Below are 19,284 nucleotides of genomic sequence, written 5' to 3' on the forward strand. Positions count from 1 at the left end.
AACCCGCTCTTATGAAAACGCTCCTTATTAACTTCATTATCTTAATAACTATCATAAGTGGCGTACAAGCTCAACAGGCTGTTCCCTTATTAGAAAAAATTAAATCACATAGTGAAAAATTGCCCATAGAAAAGCTTTACCTCTCTTTTGATAAACCGTACTACAATACCGGAGATACACTTTGGTTTAAAAGCTTTTTGCTAAATGGAGATCATACCCTAAACAATCGTACCGATAAAATATATGTAGAGCTATTTAATGATAGTTTAGTATTTGTGGAAAGCAGGGTGATTGCCTTAAACAATGGTTTGGGCTATGGTGATTTTGCCCTACAGAAAAAATTCAGGGAAGGCACTTATACCATTAGGGCTTACAGCAATTGGCAACAGAATTTTGGTAGTCGGTACTATTTTCAAAAAAGTTTATACATAGGCAAAGCCGATGAAAAAACTTGGCTATTAGATTCATATCAAAAACTGAATATCTCCACATCAAAATCAACAATAGATTTAAAATTAAGAATTACAAATATTAAAAATGAGGCCGCTGGGCTAAAAGATGTTGAGATTCATTTAATGAATGGAAAAAAAAGATTAATGAAAGCTGATTTTCAGACGAGCATTGATGGATTAATTGAAACACAAATTCCATTAGGTGATAATAAATTAAATGAGAAATATAGCTTCATCATCATTGATAAAAAAGATAATTCAAGAAAATTAACACTACCACTAATCATACAAGACCTTGACCAGGTTGATTTGCAATTTATGCCAGAAGGAGGCTATATGGTTAATGATATATTTGGAAAGATTGCATTTAAGGCAATAAATGCTGATGGCTTTGGCAAAGATATCATGGGTAAAATTGTGAATAGCAAAAATGAATTGTTAGCAGAATTAAAATCCTCACATAAAGGAATGGGAAGTTTTTATCTATTGCCACAAAAAGGAGAAAGTTATTTCGCAATCTATAGCCAGTCTGGTAAGGAACAGAAACAATTACTACCTATTGCGAGAGATGAAGGGACTACATTAAGAATTGAACCATTTTCCATTAAAGATTCCCTATACATCTATATCAAGGCAAGCGAGACAAAAAGAGTGGAAAATTACACATTATTGGCTCAAGCTGGCAATGAAAACGTAATGACCACTACGTTAAGTTTAAAAAATGGTTTTATTGCCTTTAAAGTTCCAAAAAAAGACTTTCCAGACGGAATTATTCATTTTACCTTATTCTCTCCAGATCAACAACCTTTAAATGAACGACAAGTATTTATTAATAGAAATCAAAAAATAAATGTTTCTATAACACCAAACAAGGGCACATTTACTCAAAAAGATAGTGTTTCGTTAGAGATTTTAACCACTAAAGAAGATGGATTACCCTTAAGCGGTAGTTTCGCCATAACAGTAACCGATAATGGGCAGGTAAAACAAATTGAAGATGAAAACAATATAATTAGCCATTTTTTGTTGCAAAGTGATATCAAGGGGTTAATAGAAGAACCTGGGTGGTATTTTAAAAATAATGATCCTGCAACACTACAAGCGCTAGATCAACTATTGTTAACTCAGGCATGGGTTGGTTATAATTGGCCCGAAATATTAAAGCAGAACTTAATACCATCTTTTAAAGCAGAAAAGGGAAATACAATAGAAGGAATATTAACCAACTTGGTAAAAAAACCTGTACCTAATATTAACCTTACTTTACTTTCTTTAGGTAGAAATATTTTGGTGATGGATACAGTTAGTAATTCTGAAGGAAAATTTATCTTCAAAGACTTACCTCTTGTAGATAGCGTTTCTTACACCATTAAGATAAAAAATGCTAAGGGTAAAACATCATCTGCCAATATTGCGCTTGATGAATTTATACCAGCAGCAGATATTACCACTTTTAACAATGTAAAACCTTGGTATGTTAATACGGATAGCACAACTTTGAATTATTACAAGGTTTCAGAAAAATTAAATGCCAAAACCCCAGAAAGGCTTCAATTAGAGGGAAACATGTTAAAAGAGGTTACCATAAAAGGCAAAGCAAAAACAGAAGCGTTCATGCAAACGAGTGCCTGGGACGCCAATCTAAAATTAAAAATTGATGAGGAAGAACTAAAAAAAATGCCTCGAAAATCTTTGATGGACTTGCTAAAGGATAAAATTGATGGATTTACAATTGGAACTATTTGGGCAAACTTTTGTGACACAGGCTCCAGTCGTCATAATTTTAGTAATTTCTTGGTTGGTGGTAAACTCATTTCTCACGTAATTGTTGATAATGTAAATACCTTGGCGCTTACGCAATATTTGGAAGATGATTATAATGTTACAGGCATAAGTAAAACAAGTAAATACCCTGAAGTATTTGAGGTTAACAACTATATATTTAACCGATTAAGTGCACAAGATATTGTAGAGATTAATATTTATAAAGGTTGTGCTTATTATTTTTTAGACATTAAAACGCGTAGTGGAAAAGGGCCTTGGATTATCACTGCCAATGGTGTATATGTATTTAGACCATTACCCTTATATATTTCAAAAGAATTTTATAGTCCAAAATATACAAGTCAAAATAACTCAACAGCAGATTACCGTTCAACCATTTTTTGGGATGCTAATGTGGTTACTGATGAAAATGGCAAAGCAAAAGTATCCTTTTATACAGCCGATAAACCGAGCACTTATACCATAAAAATTGAAGGCATTGATTTATTTGGTAGATTTGGTTATCAAAAGAGTATCATTAAAGTCATCAACAAAACGGAATCTAAATAGCATGAAATCTTTATTCAACCCTCAAGAACGTCAAGAAATCATAGATCGCATTGCATCATTAAGCGAAGATAGTGAAAGAGAATGGGGCAAAATGTCGGCATCGCAAATGTTAGTACATGCACAAGCCCCAATAAAAGTTGGTATTGGCGAATTGAAATTAAGTAGCAGCTTAATCTTTTTAATCTTAGGCCCCATCATTAAAAAGAAAATAATGAAGGAAGAACCTTTTGAGAAAAACCTGCCAACTCACAAAAGTTTTATAGTGAGCTACGATCCAAATTTAGAGGCCGAAAAACAAAACCTCATCAACTTAATTAACAAGTTCGATGCTCAAAAAGATAACCTTGCCATTAAACATCCAATTTTTGGTAAAATGAGCACACAGCAGTGGGATGTTTTGTTATGGAAACATACCGATCACCACTTGCGCCAGTTTGGGGTTTAAACTTTAAAAATTACCTCCGTTGCGCCAAAGCCAAATTTTCAATTGATGAAAAAATCTACGCAAGCTGTTTTTAAAAAAGGCTTTTCTAAGCTTACCATTTATATATTATTAACACTTTTTATTGTTGCCTGCCAACAGAAAAAAAATACAGAGCATACAGAATCAAAATTAAATGCTTGGAAGTTACTTAGTAAGAGTGGTAAGCTTAAAAAAACAGATACACTTATTTTTGCAGACCCACAGCTAGCTAAAATTGTAAAAGGAACGGAAGATCTTTTTACAACTTACGATACCATTAATCTTTCTAAAAATTATTCTATAAATCAACTAAAGCTGAATAGAAAACTAATTGATGAACTTAAAACAATAGAGAAAGACAGTGTAGATGGTTTTGAAATTACAGCAATACTTTCTAATCATATCCTTTCAAATATTGAGCGAATATTAAATTGGAAAAATGTCAGCCAATATGATTTAAGTCTTTTGTTAAAAAATCATTTAATAACAGCCAAATCTCCAGATAATAAATTATATAGTTTTTCATTTGATGAAAGAACAGGTGGCACATATAGAAGTATGTTGAGTATTATTTATTACAATATCGATAAGGGAGAACAAAAATTTAAACCTTTATTCGTTTCGAAAGAACAAGGGGACGATGTCTTTAACCCCGATGGTTATGGCACAATAGATACATTGCATACCAAGCAAGGTGTCAAATATCTATTAATAGGCAGTGTTGTTGGGTGTACAACATGTATTGGAAGCTATGTTGACTTTGTGCATTATAACAATGGGAAGTTCATAAAAGATTTTAATTATTCAGTAGGAACTCGAAGCAATAATACAAACATTCCTAATAGCGATTATGATGACGAAACGTCAGTTATTAATTATGATAAAAAACTCAGGAGAATAAATATATATCATATTATACCAGTGATTTAACACAAGGATGTAATTGTGGCATTAATGGCACATCGGATGATGAATATACTGATGGGAGCAATGTTAACAAAACGCAAAGAATAAACTGCTCATATACTTTAAACGGAAAAACATTCAAGTTGACCAAAAAGAAATCAATCTTAATAAAAAGCGAAAATTAACTCTTAAAAATTACCTCCGTTGCGCCAAAGCCAAACTTTTCTTTTTGCGCATCCATAAAAGTTCGCACCTGCGGATGTTTGCTTATGGTTTTGTGAATGTGATGCCTTAATGTTCCATTCCCCACGCCATGTATAAATACAATTGAGGGCATTTGATGGACTATTGCAGCATCCAGCATTTGTTGAAAATATGATAGTTGAATATCAATAATTTCAGCCTGACCTAAAAATTGATGATCGTCCCTTAGCTTTTCGATATGTAAATCTATTTCTGTTTTTGGTTGTGCAACAACAGGTTTGGTAGACGGAGCTTTGAAAAAACTTTCTTTTAGTTTTTGTGCATCAATTAGCGGAACTGGCTCATCTAATTGTATCAGCCATGCGTATTTATTAATTTCTGGGACTTGTTTTTTAGCACCACTAAAATCCTTTGCCTTAAATTTTCTGGTTAGGTTTATCGGATCTTTCGGCTTAATATTAGCCGTTGAGAAATATAAAACTTGAAAAATGAATTCTGGCCAAACTTCTAAATCTCCCAAGTTAGCACTGTATAGTTGCGTACTCGTTTTGGGTTGTATGGTACTTGCAAATTCACCCTTATAAATCCCTTTCTTATCAGTTTTTAAACTTAGCAATAGCTGGTAAGAGGTATTATTTATCAACGTGAAATGGGCAACCGCACTTGCTTTTGAATCTTCGGCAACTGCCAAAAAAACGCCAATCTCTTTAAATTCTTCATCAACAATTACAGGCTTTTGATTATCACCCTGTGAAACAACCGTTGAATTATGCCCGTGTACGTGGGTTAAATTACTTATCGCCACTGGAATTTCGAATCCATCTGTATCCGTTACACCTAATGTTAACGCATCAATTACACGAGTAACATATCCTTCTCTCTTTTCGTCTACAAAACGAACAAAATCACCTAGCTTGAACATAAATTGTCTTATTGTTAAATTGCTTTATTGTTGTATACTGCAAATTGGTCTACCATCTAATCAGTGCGCTTGCCCAAGTAAACCCTGAGCCAAAAGCAGCAAGACAAACTAAATCGCCTTCCTTAATTTTACCAGCTTCCCAAGCTTCACATAAGGCAATGGGTACAGATGCAGCTGTTGTATTTCCATATTTTTGAATATTATTAAAAACCTTATCGTCGCTTAGGCCTAACAGTTGTTGCACATATTGGCTAATCCTCAAATTAGCTTGGTGTGGCACCAATAGATCAATATCCTCAGCTTTTAAATTATTCGCAGCTAGCGCTTCCCTAATTACTTCAGGAAATTTTACCACTGCTTTTTTAAACACCGCCGGGCCATCCATATAAGGCAAGGCGGCTCCACCCTCTAATTGTTCGGTTGTCATAAATAACCCGCCCAATTCTTGCTCAGGATAACCAGGTTTTTCGGGCATCCATTTATTTGCAGCTGCACCAGGATAAAACATCGCCAAAATCTCTGCATCAGCGCCATCGCTATGCAGGTGTGTACTTAAAATTCCTTGTCCTTCTTTTTTTGCTGGCTGTAAGACAACTGCCCCTGCTCCGTCTCCAAAAATTACAGATACATTGCGGCTACGGGTTTCAAAATCCATGGCAAACGAGTGTTTCTCTGAACCGACTACCAAAATGTTTTTATACATTCCAGTTTTGATGAATTGATCGGCAATGGATAAGGCATATAAAAATCCAGAGCATTGGTTGCGAACATCAAGCGCTCCAATTTCCTTCATTTTCATTTCCCGTTGCAATAAAACACCACAACCTGGGAAATAATAATCTGGACTTAAAGTGGCGAAAATGATGAAATCTACATCTTGTGTGGTAATGCCAGCCCTTTCTATTGCAATTTTTGCTGCCTCAACCCCCATTGTGGTGGTGGTTTCTCCCAATCTATCCGCAAAGCGACGTTCCTTTATGCCGGTACGTTCTTGGATCCATTCATCATTTGTTTCCATGAAACGAGATAAATCATTATTGGTATACACATTCTTAGGAACATAATAACCAATGCCGGCGATTTTGGAACTTTGCATAAGTTTTAATTTGGATAACAAATGTAATTATTTTGGTTCATAGTCTATGGTTAATGGTCGATAGATAAATTGCTTACGAACTATTGCCATTGCCTACCAACTATGGGCTATTAACTACTAAAAATTTGTTTATTTTTGTACCATGTCAACAGAAACAAAGGAAGAAACATTTACACTCGAAGAGATTTTAACCTCTTTAAAAACTGTTCATCGTTTAATATTATGGAACGATGATGTAAATACTTTCGAACATGTGATTTGGTGCATGATGAAATACTTAGATTACAACGAGTCTCAAGCTGAAAAAATTGCTTGGGAAGTTCACAACAAAGGCAAATGCGCTGTACTAGAAGGTTCTTTTACAGAAATGGAAGTTTACAGAAAGATTTTACAACAAGAAGGATTAACAGTTTCTGTTGATTAAATTATAACAATATCAGTCTGAGCATAGTTGATGACTTTATTTTAAAGACAATCTCCCAATTTTTCTAGCAATTTGTAATCATAAAGGCTTACGAAGAGATTTTCAGTTGGTTTATGTACCCTAATTTTAATTACTTTTTAAGTGTTTGCAAGTAACTTTCAGCATTCATCACTGGAATTAAAGCACTTTTAAAATCTTTTTCATTTCGGGTAATGATCAAGTCGCAATTAGATGCGACTGCACTAAAGTATTGCATTGCATCCTCAAAATCTTTAAAATCAGAATTGATTGCTTTTTCGATAACTTCATCATCCATCGCAGAAATTGAACACAACAATTTAAACCGTCTAATTTTTTCTAACGCAACCTTTGCATTTTCGTATTTAGTAAGCAGGTAATATGTTGTAGAAATTGAAGTGGGAGAAGTATAAATTTTGATTTTCTTTTTATCTGCCAAAGTCAAAACCTTAGCTGCGGGCTTGTAATAAGTTTCCCTTTCACCCAAAAAATCAATCACAATATTTACGTCTAAAAAAATCTTTTGCATTTATTGGTGTTTTGTGTCTAAAGAGTCGACGTACTCCTCTCTTAACTTTTTATATTCAGCTTCCACAGGAATGCTTTTCCCGCTTGAAATACTTTTTACAAAAGGTGAGATTTCAAAATCATCACTCTGTTCGCGTGTTAAGGAATCAAGATAATTTTCAATTAATCGTGACAAGCTCAAATTTTTATTTGATGCATATTTCTTTGCTCGCTCAATTATGTTTTCATTAAGCTTTAATGTTAATTTCGAATCCATAATAATTAAATTTATACGGACAAATATAATAAAAACGTACGTATTTTTGATTTTAATTTCTTTAATTGAAGTCACTAATTTTCTTTAGCCTAAGTTCCTCCGAATAGACTAATGGTAAAAAACCAAAAACTAACCCAACTTCCCTAACAACTCAGTTAACTCTACTTGTGTAGCTTGCGTTTTATCCTTCGCATACCAACCGTGTAACTGTTCAGCAACTAAACCAGCATCTTCAATTTCTAGTTTCCATTGTTTCAGTAAAGTTTGCAAAATTTGAGGCCTTGGTCCCCATTTTGGTAAAGCGGGGGATTTATTTTCATCCAATACCAAAAGCACAGGAATTGCCCTTCCACCATTGGTAAGGTAATTATCCATCAACTCTAAATTTTTGTCCCTCAGCACAACCTTTAAAGAGATTTTTCCATTTGAGGCTGCAACAATTTTTTCTATCACAGGCAATATCTGTGCGGCATCTCCACACCATCCTTCGCTAATCACCAAGAAATTATAGCTTGCTTTTACATTTGAGATTGCCTCCAGCAAATCAGGATTTAGAACAGTAGTTTTTTCAACTCTGTTCATTCTTTGGATGTTCATTTTGGTATAATGCAACATTCCAAGCGAATGGTCATCACCTGTAGTTTTGTTTTCTAAAAATAGTGTGTTGATTAGTTCGCGATAACTCGAATAATCCATTCCGTTATCAAAAATATTACTGTAATTGAGCATAAAATAGCTGTAATAAAATAGTTACGCCTCGTTTTTTTAAACCATCAAAGCCGACCTTTGTCAATTCATAAGGAAAACGGAAAGAAAAATTTAAGATGAGACACTTTACTAACAAAGTTCTGCTATTTGCACTTGCATTTTGTATAATCACTGTAAAAATATTCGCTCAAACTACAGGCGAAGGTAAGATTAGCGGAAAAATTATTGAAGCCGAAACAAATCAAGCTATCCCATTTGCGGGAGCTGTACTATTAGATAAAAAAACAAAAGTTATTGTTAAAGGAGTACAAACAGATGCCGATGGTAATTTCATTTTAACCAATATACCAAAAGGCACTTACACGTTTAAAGCAAGTTATGTTGGTTTTCAAACGATGGTTAGAGACTCTGTTTCTATATCAGACGCTGTTAAAACAGTAGATTTTGGCACCATTAAAATGAAACCTGCTAAAGGCAATTTATTGAATGAGGTGCAGGTTACGGCTCCAAAAACCACAATGCAATTGGGTATTGATAAAAAAGTTTTTTCGGTAGACCAAAGTTTAGTAAGTGAAGGCGGTTCTGCATCAGATTTATTGCAAAATGTTCCATCTGTACAAACAGACATAGAAGGCAATGTAAGTTTACGTGGTTCTGCTGGTGTTAAGGTTTTAATAGACGGTAAACCATCATTAATTGCTGGCGGTAATGTTGCTCAAATCCTGCAATCAATTCCTGCTAGTTCAATTGAAAGTGTAGAACTGATTACAAATCCATCAGCAAAATATGATGCTGAAGGGCAGTCTGGTATCATCAACATTGTTTTAAAGAAAAACAAAAAACTTGGGTTTAATGGTTCACTTGCCTTATCAGCGGGAAATCGTGATAATTATAATGCTAACACCAGCTTAAGTTTCCAAAACAGTAAAATTAATCTTTACGGAAATTACGGCTATCGTTACGGAAATCGTATAGGTGGTGGTTACAACAACATCGATTACATTAACCCAATCAATTCCATTCCTACTGGTTTTGCCGACCAACTTTCTAACTCTAAAGATTTAAATAAAAGTCATAATTTAAAAGCAGGCATTGATTATTATCTAGCAGAAAAAAGTGTTGTCAGCTTTTCAACTGGTTTTAACCTTAGAAATGAAGATGAAAACGAGTTTTTGAACATTGATAAATTGGGCGCTGCAAAAAACCCACTTGAATTAAGCAGAAGAAGAAATGCTGAAAACGGAGATGGAAAAAGTGTTGACTTGAACGTAGATTTCTCCCAAAAATTCAAAAAACCTAAAGAAGAACTTACAGTTAATTTAGGCTTTTCACAGGGTAATAATGATAGTTTTCAAATTTACAATACAAACATCTATAATACCAACGGAACAGCAGTTAATAATATAGACATACAACAAACCGATAGATCAAACTTTAACAGAAACTACAATGCCCAATTAGATTATACATTGCCAGTAGGCAAATCAGGTAAAATTGAAGCCGGTTTACGTAGTCAAGTTCGTATTTCAAAAAGTTCTACCTACGCCGATGAATTAAGCCCAGTTAATGGTCAGTTTAATTTTAATTACGCTTTGAGCAATGAGTTTAACAATAAAGACCAAGTTCATGCGGCTTATGTTAATTATCAAAATCAGATTAATAATTTCGGTTATCAAGTTGGTTTAAGGGCAGAAGATGCAGCCTTGGATACACGTTTGGGAGCTTATGACATTAACTCTAACCTTAACTACATTCCAGGCAGAGTAGCTTATACACGTCTATACCCTAGCGTTTTTTTAACTCAGAAATTAAAAGGCGAACACCAATTACAATTGAGTTATAGCCGTAGAGTAAACAGACCTAGAGGTTGGGATACTAACCCTTTCTTAGATGTTTCTAATCCGTTAAATTACAGACAAGGAAATGTAAATTTATTACCTGAAGATGTACACGCATTTGAGTTTAGCCATAGCAAGTTTTGGACAAAGTTTTCGTTGATATCATCAGTTTATATGCGCCAAACTAATGATGTAATCCAACGCATAAGAACTGAACCAGACGCAAACGGAATTACCATTACAACTCCGCAAAACTTAACCAGAAGTATCAACAGCGGTTTAGAGTTAATTGGAAAATTCGACTTATTTAAATCTTGGAACTTTACAGCAAACGTTAATCTTTACCAAAGCAAAATAAAAGGAGTACCTGCATTTGGTATAGTAGAAAACTCGGGCTTTAGCTATAACACCAACCTAACCAACAACTTTGTATTACCTTACGGCGTAACACTTCAACTTCGAGGCGAATATCGCTCTAGAGAAGTAATGGCGCAAGGCATAAGAAAAGCGATGTACGGTGTGGATGCTGGTGCTAAATACGATTTGAATAAAAAGGCAAGTTTAAGTCTTAATGTAAGAGATGTTTTTGCAAGCAGAAAATGGCAAATGCAAACTACTGGGTCAACTTCTATTGTAGATTTTAGTCGTTTATTTGGTGGCACCCAAGCAAATCTAACGTTCTCTTATCGCTTTGGTAAAACCGATTTTAGCTTCAAGAAAACTAAAAAAGCCGACGAACAAGGTTCTCGTCCTGATGAAGAGTCATTTTAAACATTTATATTAGCGATACCTTGAAGAGATTGTCCCAACTTTTTTTAGCCTTTGCCTTTTTTAGCTTAATTTCCTTCAGCACTAATGCTGCCGAAAAAGGTATTATTAGAGGTAAAGTTATTGAAGAAGTGGGCGCATTACCCATTCCTTATGCGGCAGTTTCTTTATACGAAGGCACAAATGAACAAACGCTTTCCATTACACAGAGTGATGAAAATGGTTTCTTCAAAATCAGTAATTTAAAAGTTGGCACTTACCGAATAAAGGTTAGTTATGTTGGTTATACCAATCTTTTTGTAAATGAAATTATTATTACTGAGAAAGATTTCGACAAAAACCTTGGAAATTTAAAACTGGCCAGCGAACAAAGTAATTTAAATGAAGTTGTTATTACTGCCCAAAAACCTTTGGTAGAATTTGGTGCCGATGTAATTACCTATAATGTTGGCTCTTCTGTTTTAGCCGAAGGAAGTACAGCTACAGATGTGCTTAAAAATGTGCCAATGGTACAAGTTGATATAGATGGAAATGCCACCATTTCTGGTAAAAGAAGTACCAGGGTTTTTATTGACGGGAAACCATCAGATTACATGACATCAAACATTGCCGATCTATTAAATGTGCTTCCATCAGATGCTATTGAGAAAATCGAAGTGATGACAAATCCACCATCTAAATATTCTGGAGACGGAGAAGGTATCCTCAATATTGTAATGAAAAAAGGCTTTAAAGTGGGCTTTAATGGGAACATTGGGGTAAATGCTGGTTTACAAGGCAATACAAACACCAATGCTTTTGCTTCTTATCGTGGTAAAAATTACAACATAAATGGTGGTGGCTCTTATCGTCAGAACATTGGAAAGGGTAATAGCCAAAGTTATAGAACAAATATTTTTCCTGACACTACTTTCTATTACAATCAGTTTAACAACAATAGAAATGAAAACGAAGGTGGTAATTTTAGGGTAGGTTTTGATTGGGATATTACGCCAAAACAAAGCCTTCGGCTTTCTACGAATTATAACATTAATAGTAACAATAGCATTTCTGGAAACGACTTTTATTATTTAAATGAAGAACAGATTGCTACTCGCCTGCGCAACCAGCAAAACCTTGGCAATGGCAATAGCAATAACTTCGTCTTTAATGCAGATTATAATTTACAACTTGATACTGTTGGTGGCAAAATGACTATTGGCGTTACCGTTAACACCAATTCGAATAACGATTTGCGTTCATACAATAGAACTTACGCTTTCCCAGCAAATCTAAACCCGAGTTTACAGCAAAACAACAATCAAGTTGGTAACGACGGCTTAACTTTTAACTTAGATTATGATAAACCTGTTTTTAAAAAACGCGACCAACTAGAATTCGGACTTGCCTATAATTATCGCAAGAACGATAACGATTTATTGGTCCAGAATTTTAATTATCAAACACAAGAATACATCACCAACCAAAAGCTAACCAACAAGTTTTTTTACAACGAAAACATCTTATCAGGTTATGCCTCTTATAATTATCGAAAAGGTGGTTGGGGCTTAAAAGGTGGCATAAGGACCGAATATACAAACGTAAACTTCGACTTGTCTACTGGTGCCAGCTACAATGTTAAACCATATTTAAGTGCTTTTCCCAGCGTTTCTGTCAATCGATTTTTTAAAAAGAGATATAATTTTGGCGCAACTTATAGTGTGCGGATCAACCGACCAAGGGAGTTTGCCCTAAATCCACAGGTTAACAATGCAGATACCTTAAATATCTCTTACGGAAACCCAGATTTATCTCCGTCTTACACCCATCAAATGGATTTGAGTTTTGGTGCTTTCGGATTAAAATGGTCGTTTACCCCACGTATTTCTTACTCAACCAGTAGCGGTGTTATCGAAAGATATAGAATTGTAAATCCGAATGGTATTTCAGAAAGCACTTTTGATAATGTGGGTACAAACCAATCTTTTGCCTTAATGTTAATCGGGAACTTCCGCCCTACCAATAAAATCTCTACAAATGGAAACTTCAGCGTTATCCAAAGTAAATACAGTTCTACATTAAATTCATCATTGAATAGAGATGGTTTAAGTTTACGAGGTTCTATAGGTATTTCGATGCAATTGCCTTATAAAACCGCCTTCGAATCTAACTTAAACTATGCGAATAACATCACAGCCCAAGGGCGTAACAAAGGTTCTATAAACAGCAGTTTTGGTGCTAGAAAAAGTTTCTTTAAAAACACATTGAGCGTAAGAATTAGTACACAAGACCCATTCAGAAACAAGAATAACGAATCATTTAATCAAGGTTTAAACTTCGTTTCTCAAAGTTTTTCTACCAACAACTCTAGCAATGTAAACTTTAGCTTAAACTATCGTTTTACAAAAGTGAAAGTTAATAAAGTTGTTATTCCGCCAGCGCCGAAACAATAAAGCTTAACACTTATAAATAATTCTTTTTTTGAAAAGCAGTTTCAGCATTTCAATCATAGGTTCTGCCCCGCTTTTCTTACGGCCACGAAAAAATGTGGCCTTCATACAATCGGGTTTAGATAACTTAGGCCTGTGCAGCTATGTCTGGTTGCATTTGCCAAGAACCACTACCGTTAAAATATAAACCTGATTAAAGCGAACACGTAGGGGTAACCCTTGCGGTTACCCGAAGTAAAGCGGAAAGCAGGACTCTATCAGCCAAGAACTACTGTCATTGTTTTTCAAAATTTAAAAACTAGAACTAAGACTTCATAATTCTCTGTATCTTGCGTTCATGAGTACGGATAACCCTTGGAAAGTTTTAAGCAGTCAAAAAATATACGACAATAACTGGATTTCGTTGACAGAACATCAAGTTTTAAATCCGTCTGGGGGTGCAGGAATTTATGGTGAAGTTCATTTTAAAAATTTCGCGATTGGCATTTTGCCTTTAGATGAAGACCTTAATACGTGGCTGGTGGGGCAATTTCGTTTCCCAACAAAAACCTATAGCTGGGAAATTATAGAAGGTGGCGGACCTCTAGATGCTGACCCAATTGAAAGTGCTAAACGCGAACTCGCAGAAGAAAGTGGTTTAACAGCAGCGAATTTCACAGAAATTCAGCGCATGCATTTGTCTAACTCTGTTTCTGATGAATATGCGATAATATATTTAGCTCAAGGTTTGACGGAAGGAGAATCATCTCCAGAAGAAACAGAACAACTAGTTATTAAAAAAATGCCGTTTGAGGCTGCTTATCAAATGGTTTTAAATGGAGAAATTACCGATAGCATAAGCGTTGCAGCTATTTTAAAAACCAAAATATTAATACAAGAAGGTAAAATTTAAACCAATGAGTAAATTTTTAGGCTACATATTTGGCCCTATTTTTAACATCGTATTCTTTTTATTTTTATGCATTTTCCATCCCATACAATGGATTTGCTTTCGTTTATTTGGTTACAAAGCACACAAGATTTCTGTAGATATCTTGAACTTATTTTTAACCTACAGCAATTGGGTTTTATTTAACTCGGTAACTTTTAAAAACGGACAAAACCTGCATACTGATAGACCGATTATTTTTGTAGCCAACCACCAAAGTATGTATGATATTCCTGGCATAATTTGGTTCTTAAGAAAACATCATCCTAAGTTTATTTCTAAAATAGAATTAACAAAAAACATCCCTTCTATCTCTTATAACCTAAGAGTTGGTGGTGGTGCTAACATTAACCGAAAAGATAGTAAACAATCAGTTTCTGAGTTGATAAAACTAGGTCGTAGAATGAAGGAAAATACTTGGAGCACTGTGATATTTGCCGAAGGTACTAGAGCCAAAGACGGCCAAATAAAACCCTTTAATGTTGGCGGCATTGCAACCTTGCTAAAAGTTGTGCCCGATGCTTTAATTGTTCCAATTGCCATTGAAAATTCTTGGAAAATTGTGCGTTATGGAAAGTTCTTCTTAACCGTTGGCAATCCAGTTAAGTGGACTGTTTTAAAACCTATCGACAAAACAGATAAGAATGCTGAAGAAATAGTTTTAGCAGCCGAAAATGCAATTAGAGAAAAATTAAATCAGCCAACTCGTTTGCTAGACATAGATGCAAATACAAGTCTTAAGTAATCAACGTTGGCGAGGACGCCAACGAAGAATTCCGAGGTTGGCGTCCTCGCCAACACTTAGTATAAATTAATAATGAGAATCATCAAATACCTTTTAATTGGTTTTTTAAGCTTTAGCCTGAGTGCAAATGCACAAAAGAAAATTGCAGAAAACACATTGCTTTGGGAAATCTCTGGCAATGGATTGGCAAAACCATCCTATCTTTTTGGCACTTATCATTTCGCCGATAAAGGATTTGTAGATACAATGAAGGTTGTAAACGAAAAACTAGCCGCAGCAGATATGGTGGTTGGCGAGTTAATCATCGACAAGGAACTGGCGGTTAAGCTAATGCCTTACATGATTTTGAAAAATAATTCTTTGGATAAATTGCTCGATGTTTCAGATTATAAATTAGTTGATGACTACTTGAAAAGCTTGGGGAAATATGAGCTTAAAATGTTCAATATGTTTAGTCCGATGGCAGTACAAACAATGATTATTCAAATGACCTCTCCTACAACTTTTACAGAAACTAATCCAGCCATCGACCAATACTTTCAGGATTATGGCAAAGCGAATAACAAGGAAGTAATTGGTTTGGAGACACTTGAAGAACAGGCTCAAATTCTATTTGGAAGCAGTTTAGAAAGGCAAAAGGAAGTATTGGTCAAATACGTTAAAGAGGCAGAGAAAAACAAAACTGAAAGCCAAAAACTTTACGATGATTATATTTCCCAGAACGTTAAAGCAATAGAAAAAAGGTTCTCCAAACTGGATGATTTTACTCCTGAAGAAAACGATAGGTTATTAAAAAATCGAAATGTAAAATGGGTAGAAAAACTGCCGAGTTTAATGCAAAACAAAAGTTTATTTATTGCTATCGGCGCTGGGCATTTAGTGGGTAAAGATGGGTTGATTAAGGGTTTTCAAGCCAAAGGTTACACGGTTAAACCTGTGGCGACGAATTAGTTCTTTGGTTAATGGCTGATAGTTAATGGTTCATTGCCACAACGCCTTAAGTAGGTGGCTTAGCTGATTAGACAATTAGCCATAGTCCATCAACCTTTCTAAACATTTATTGTCGTAAATAGTTCCTAGCCAAAGTTAGCTAGTTAAACTTCATTCCCTACTAAGCTATGGGCCATTGACCATAGTCCATCAACCACTCCCTAGATATTCTTCCCGTCTATCAACTTAAAAAATTCATCTCTATAAGTATCTCCTATTGGGATAATTTTAGAAGCAATTGAAATACGACTACGCTCAATACTTTCAATTTTATCAAGCGAAATGATGTATGACTTATGAACCCTGATGAACTCTCCTTTTGGCAAGGTTTCTTCCATCTTTTTCATATTCTGCAAAGTAATTACCCGTTCTGTTTTAGTGAAAATTGAAATGTAATCCTTTAAGCCTTCGATATACAAAATATCATCCAATTCAATTTTCTGAATTTTATGCTCTGTTTTTACAAAGATAAAATCTTGAACTGGTCCATTATTATGATTGTTGTTTTGTGGCGCAACAGGTTCTGGCACTACAACCGCAGCAGGTTCAGACTTTAATAATTGGTTGTGAACTTTTTCTACAGCCTTATAAAAGCGGTCAAAAGCAATTGGTTTTAAAAGGTAATCAGATACGTTCAAATCATAACTTTCCAATGCATATTGAGAATAAGCAGTTGTTAAAATATAGTTCGATTTTCCGCTAGCAATTTTCAAGAATTGTATACCCGTTAAATCTGGCATTTGGATATCTAGAAATACTAAATCAATTCCTCCAGCTTGTACCAACTGCAAAGCTTCAATGGCATTTTCGGTACGTTTTACCAGTTGCAAAAATGGCACTTTTGAAACGTAATCCTCAATTATATCGAGCGCTAATGGCTCATCGTCAACAGCAATACATTTTAATATCATAAGTCTAGCATCAATTCTGTAGTGTAATGGGTAGCCGAATTTACAATATTTAATTTATACCTATCGGGATAAAGCAACTGTAACCTTCGTTCAACGTTATTTAAACCAACACCGCCCATGGCGTCTTTATTGGTTTTACTTTTTTTATTGCTCACACTAAAGTGAAGTATTTTTTGGTTGGCAATAATATTGATTTTAATTGGATCTTCGGGCTCATTAGCAACCCCATGTTTAAATGCATTTTCTACAAACGAAATCAATATTAAAGGCACGATTTTCTGCCCGTCAATTTCACCATTAATGGAAATTACAACCGAAGCTCCGTCTTTAAACCTTAGTTTTTGAAGCTCCACAAAGCTGGTCACATATTCAACTTCCTTACTTAAATCTACCCAGCTATCATTACTTTCATAAATCATGTAACGCATAATTTCAGAAAGTTTCAAAATTGCATCTGCTGTTTTATCAGATTTTTGATAGGCTAGTGAATAGATATTATTTAAAGAGTTAAACAAAAAGTGAGGGTTTAATTGAGATTTTAAGAACTGAAGCTCCATATCTTTTTTCTCACTTTCTAAATTACGTTGAATTTTCTCGTTAGAAAACCAATCTACAGAGAACTTAATGATACAACTACTCACTAATACAAAGCCCGAGAAGAAAGTTGAGACAAGTACATAGTCATTAACCGCTATGTGATGTACATCTTTCCCTCTAATAGAAACAAGTACGTCATCTGGGTTTAGCACTGCTATTGTTGTTTTTATTAGAACGCTGGCAGCTAAAACAAAGATAAAGCTAAGTACATATAACCAATATTTTTTCCTTTTTTGTATAAGTTCAGGAATTAAGAATATATAGTTAATGTAAAAACCAGATAGATTTAAAACACTGAATAGTCCATACGAATAGATAATATCTTTTGTTGTATGTTCCCATAAAAACAATGTTGCGAATGCACCTCCCAACATGATCACCCAAAAAATAACATGCAATATTATAGCACCTTTACTCTTCATATTTAATTTATTTATATGCCTTAACTACATCCAAAGTAAATATATCATTTATTTTATGAGCTTACTTTCGACGAACTGGCATTTTTTTTCTACCAAAAGGCTAAAACTACCAATAAGTTGCAAAATAGCCTTTTTAACCGTTTATCTAGGATAAAATGCACTTGGTCTAAAACATTTTAGCAGCATATTTTAATTTATTCTATTTGTTCAACAAAACAAAACAACCTAACAAAAAGAACCTTAAAATAAAACGAGTTATGAAAAAGTTATCAAACGTATCGCCATTCTTACTTTTATTATTTCCAGTATTTGTGATGATGTTATTTGCATTTGCTACAAGCACAAATAACGTTCAAGATGATGAAGCAGTTGTAAAAACAGCAACTCCAACTTCAAACACAATTGTTAAAGCTACTGCAGCAATCTTAAAATAAGCATGAGCAATTTCGCAATAGAAACAGTAGGGTTAACTTATAACTTCGGTTCACAAACCGTTGTTAAAGATTTATCGCTACAAGTACCGCAAGGAAGTATATACGGATTTTTAGGCCCTAATGGCGCTGGAAAAACCACCACCATAAAGATTCTTTTAAATCTTTTACAATCTCCATCAGACCAAGTATTTATTTTTGGCAAGGAGATCAATTCAAATCGCATTGCGAGCTTAAAACGCATGGGTGCTTTAGTAGAACAACCTGCAATATATGCGCACTTATCAGGAAAAGAAAACCTAATTAATCGTTGCATCCTTTTAGGAATTAAAAGAAGTAAATGTGCCGAAATGTTAAGTTTAGTTGGCTTAACAGATGCCGCAAACAAAAAAGCTGGCAAATATTCTTTAGGGATGAAACAACGTCTAGGCATCGCATTAGCTTTAATTTCAGACCCTGAATTATTGTTGTTAGATGAGCCAACGAACGGTTTAGACCCAAATGGAATTATTGAGATTAGGAACTTGATGATCGAATTGACAGCTAAACATGGCAAAACCATTTTAGTATCAAGCCACTTATTAGCAGAGATTGAAAGAACTGCAACTCACGTTGGCATCATCAACAAAGGCCAGTTATTGTTTCAAGGAACAATTAATGAACTGCATGACTTGAGCAAGCCATCAGTAAAAATTGAAACTGACGACCAAGAAAAAGCTATTGAAATTTTAACAAATGCAGGTGCAGAAATTGTTCAGCAAGATGTGCAAACCGTATCGGTTACTTTTAAGACAAAAGCAGATATGGGAACAATGAATACATTGTTAGTTCAAAACGGTGTAACCGTTTTTTCTATTGGCAAGGAAAGAAAAGACCTTGAAAATTTATTCTTAGACATTACTTCAAAAAATTAA

General features: G+C 34.6%; 18 protein-coding genes. 11 read left to right on the top strand and 7 right to left on the bottom strand.

Annotated features, from left to right (window positions below; translation table 11 throughout):
- Nucleotides 1-11 precede the first annotated feature (11 nt).
- From R2Q59_RS12575 to R2Q59_RS12585, 3 genes are read left to right on the top strand one after another with little or no spacing between them, the layout of a single operon-like run.
- Nucleotides 12-2,786 carry a hypothetical protein gene (locus R2Q59_RS12575; protein ID WP_316785747.1) on the top strand — a complete coding sequence of 925 codons (2,775 nt, stop codon included), beginning with the start codon at nt 12-14 and terminating at the stop codon, nt 2,784-2,786.
- Between the two features lies 1 nt (nt 2,787).
- Nucleotides 2,788-3,231, top strand: a complete 444-nt coding sequence (locus R2Q59_RS12580; RefSeq protein ID WP_316785748.1) for a DUF1569 domain-containing protein — start codon at nt 2,788-2,790, stop codon at nt 3,229-3,231.
- A gap of 45 nt (nt 3,232-3,276) precedes the next feature.
- A complete protein-coding gene (locus R2Q59_RS12585; protein WP_316785749.1) occupies nt 3,277-4,179 on the top strand; it encodes a hypothetical protein in 903 nt (300 codons plus the stop codon).
- A gap of 157 nt (nt 4,180-4,336) precedes the next feature.
- Here R2Q59_RS12585 and R2Q59_RS12590 read toward each other — a convergent pair whose 3' ends face one another.
- Together R2Q59_RS12590 and R2Q59_RS12595 are read right to left on the bottom strand one after the other, a co-directional pair.
- The gene (locus tag R2Q59_RS12590; RefSeq protein ID WP_316785750.1) at nt 4,337-5,281 is read right to left on the bottom strand and encodes a Smr/MutS family protein; all 945 of its coding nucleotides are present in this window, start codon (nt 5,279-5,281) and stop codon (nt 4,337-4,339) included.
- A 49-nt stretch (nt 5,282-5,330) separates the two neighbouring features.
- Nucleotides 5,331-6,377, bottom strand: a complete 1,047-nt coding sequence (locus tag R2Q59_RS12595) for a beta-ketoacyl-ACP synthase III (protein WP_316785751.1) — start codon at nt 6,375-6,377, stop codon at nt 5,331-5,333.
- Between the two features lie 142 nt (nt 6,378-6,519).
- Here R2Q59_RS12595 and R2Q59_RS12600 point away from each other — a divergent pair, with 142 nt between their 5' ends.
- Nucleotides 6,520-6,801, top strand: coding sequence for an ATP-dependent Clp protease adaptor ClpS (locus tag R2Q59_RS12600; RefSeq protein WP_316769472.1), 282 nt, complete (start codon nt 6,520-6,522; stop codon nt 6,799-6,801).
- A gap of 130 nt (nt 6,802-6,931) precedes the next feature.
- On the opposite strand, the gene R2Q59_RS12605 is transcribed toward R2Q59_RS12600, so the two are convergent.
- The 3 genes from R2Q59_RS12605 to R2Q59_RS12615 form a co-directional block, all read right to left on the bottom strand.
- Nucleotides 6,932-7,348: a PIN domain-containing protein gene (locus tag R2Q59_RS12605; RefSeq protein WP_316769474.1), complete on the bottom strand. Its 417-nt coding sequence runs from the start codon at nt 7,346-7,348 to the stop codon at nt 6,932-6,934.
- A complete protein-coding gene (locus R2Q59_RS12610; RefSeq protein ID WP_316785752.1) occupies nt 7,349-7,603 on the bottom strand; it encodes a DUF6364 family protein in 255 nt (84 codons plus the stop codon).
- A 129-nt stretch (nt 7,604-7,732) separates the two neighbouring features.
- Nucleotides 7,733-8,332 (bottom strand): thioredoxin family protein, encoded by a 600-nt coding sequence (locus R2Q59_RS12615; protein WP_316785753.1) that lies wholly within the window; start codon nt 8,330-8,332, stop codon nt 7,733-7,735.
- A 95-nt stretch (nt 8,333-8,427) separates the two neighbouring features.
- On the opposite strand from R2Q59_RS12615, the gene R2Q59_RS12620 reads away from it, so the two are divergent.
- The 5 genes from R2Q59_RS12620 (at nt 8,428) to R2Q59_RS12640 (ending at nt 15,970) form a co-directional block, all read left to right on the top strand.
- Complete coding sequence (locus tag R2Q59_RS12620; RefSeq protein ID WP_316785754.1) at nt 8,428-10,920, top strand: outer membrane beta-barrel protein; 2,493 nt, start codon at nt 8,428-8,430, stop codon at nt 10,918-10,920.
- 20 nt (nt 10,921-10,940) lie between these two features.
- Nucleotides 10,941-13,349 carry an outer membrane beta-barrel protein gene (locus tag R2Q59_RS12625; RefSeq protein ID WP_316785755.1) on the top strand — a complete coding sequence of 803 codons (2,409 nt, stop codon included), beginning with the start codon at nt 10,941-10,943 and terminating at the stop codon, nt 13,347-13,349.
- Between the two features lie 334 nt (nt 13,350-13,683).
- A complete protein-coding gene (locus R2Q59_RS12630; RefSeq protein ID WP_316785756.1) occupies nt 13,684-14,238 on the top strand; it encodes an NUDIX hydrolase in 555 nt (184 codons plus the stop codon).
- Between the two features lie 4 nt (nt 14,239-14,242).
- Entirely contained in the window at nt 14,243-15,019 is a 777-nt protein-coding gene (locus R2Q59_RS12635) for a lysophospholipid acyltransferase family protein (protein ID WP_316785757.1), read from the top strand.
- A 72-nt stretch (nt 15,020-15,091) separates the two neighbouring features.
- Nucleotides 15,092-15,970, top strand: coding sequence for a TraB/GumN family protein (locus R2Q59_RS12640; RefSeq protein ID WP_316785758.1), 879 nt, complete (start codon nt 15,092-15,094; stop codon nt 15,968-15,970).
- Between the two features lie 200 nt (nt 15,971-16,170).
- Here R2Q59_RS12640 and R2Q59_RS12645 read toward each other — a convergent pair whose 3' ends face one another.
- Together R2Q59_RS12645 and R2Q59_RS12650 are read right to left on the bottom strand one after the other, a co-directional pair.
- Entirely contained in the window at nt 16,171-16,920 is a 750-nt protein-coding gene (locus R2Q59_RS12645; protein ID WP_131551285.1) for a LytR/AlgR family response regulator transcription factor, read from the bottom strand.
- Nucleotides 16,917-17,939 carry a sensor histidine kinase gene (locus tag R2Q59_RS12650; protein ID WP_316785759.1) on the bottom strand — a complete coding sequence of 341 codons (1,023 nt, stop codon included), beginning with the start codon at nt 17,937-17,939 and terminating at the stop codon, nt 16,917-16,919. The genes R2Q59_RS12645 and R2Q59_RS12650 overlap by 4 nt, the downstream gene beginning before the upstream one ends.
- Nucleotides 17,940-18,196: 257 nt before the next feature.
- Here R2Q59_RS12650 and R2Q59_RS12655 point away from each other — a divergent pair, with 257 nt between their 5' ends.
- Nucleotides 18,197-18,373 carry a hypothetical protein gene (locus R2Q59_RS12655; RefSeq protein WP_316769494.1) on the top strand — a complete coding sequence of 59 codons (177 nt, stop codon included), beginning with the start codon at nt 18,197-18,199 and terminating at the stop codon, nt 18,371-18,373.
- Between the two features lie 2 nt (nt 18,374-18,375).
- On the top strand, nt 18,376-19,284 hold the full coding sequence (locus R2Q59_RS12660; RefSeq protein ID WP_316769495.1) for an ABC transporter ATP-binding protein: 909 nt from the start codon (nt 18,376-18,378) through the stop codon (nt 19,282-19,284).

This window comes from Pedobacter frigiditerrae, from assembly GCF_032678705.1.
Classification (GTDB): domain Bacteria; phylum Bacteroidota; class Bacteroidia; order Sphingobacteriales; family Sphingobacteriaceae; genus Pedobacter; species Pedobacter frigiditerrae_A.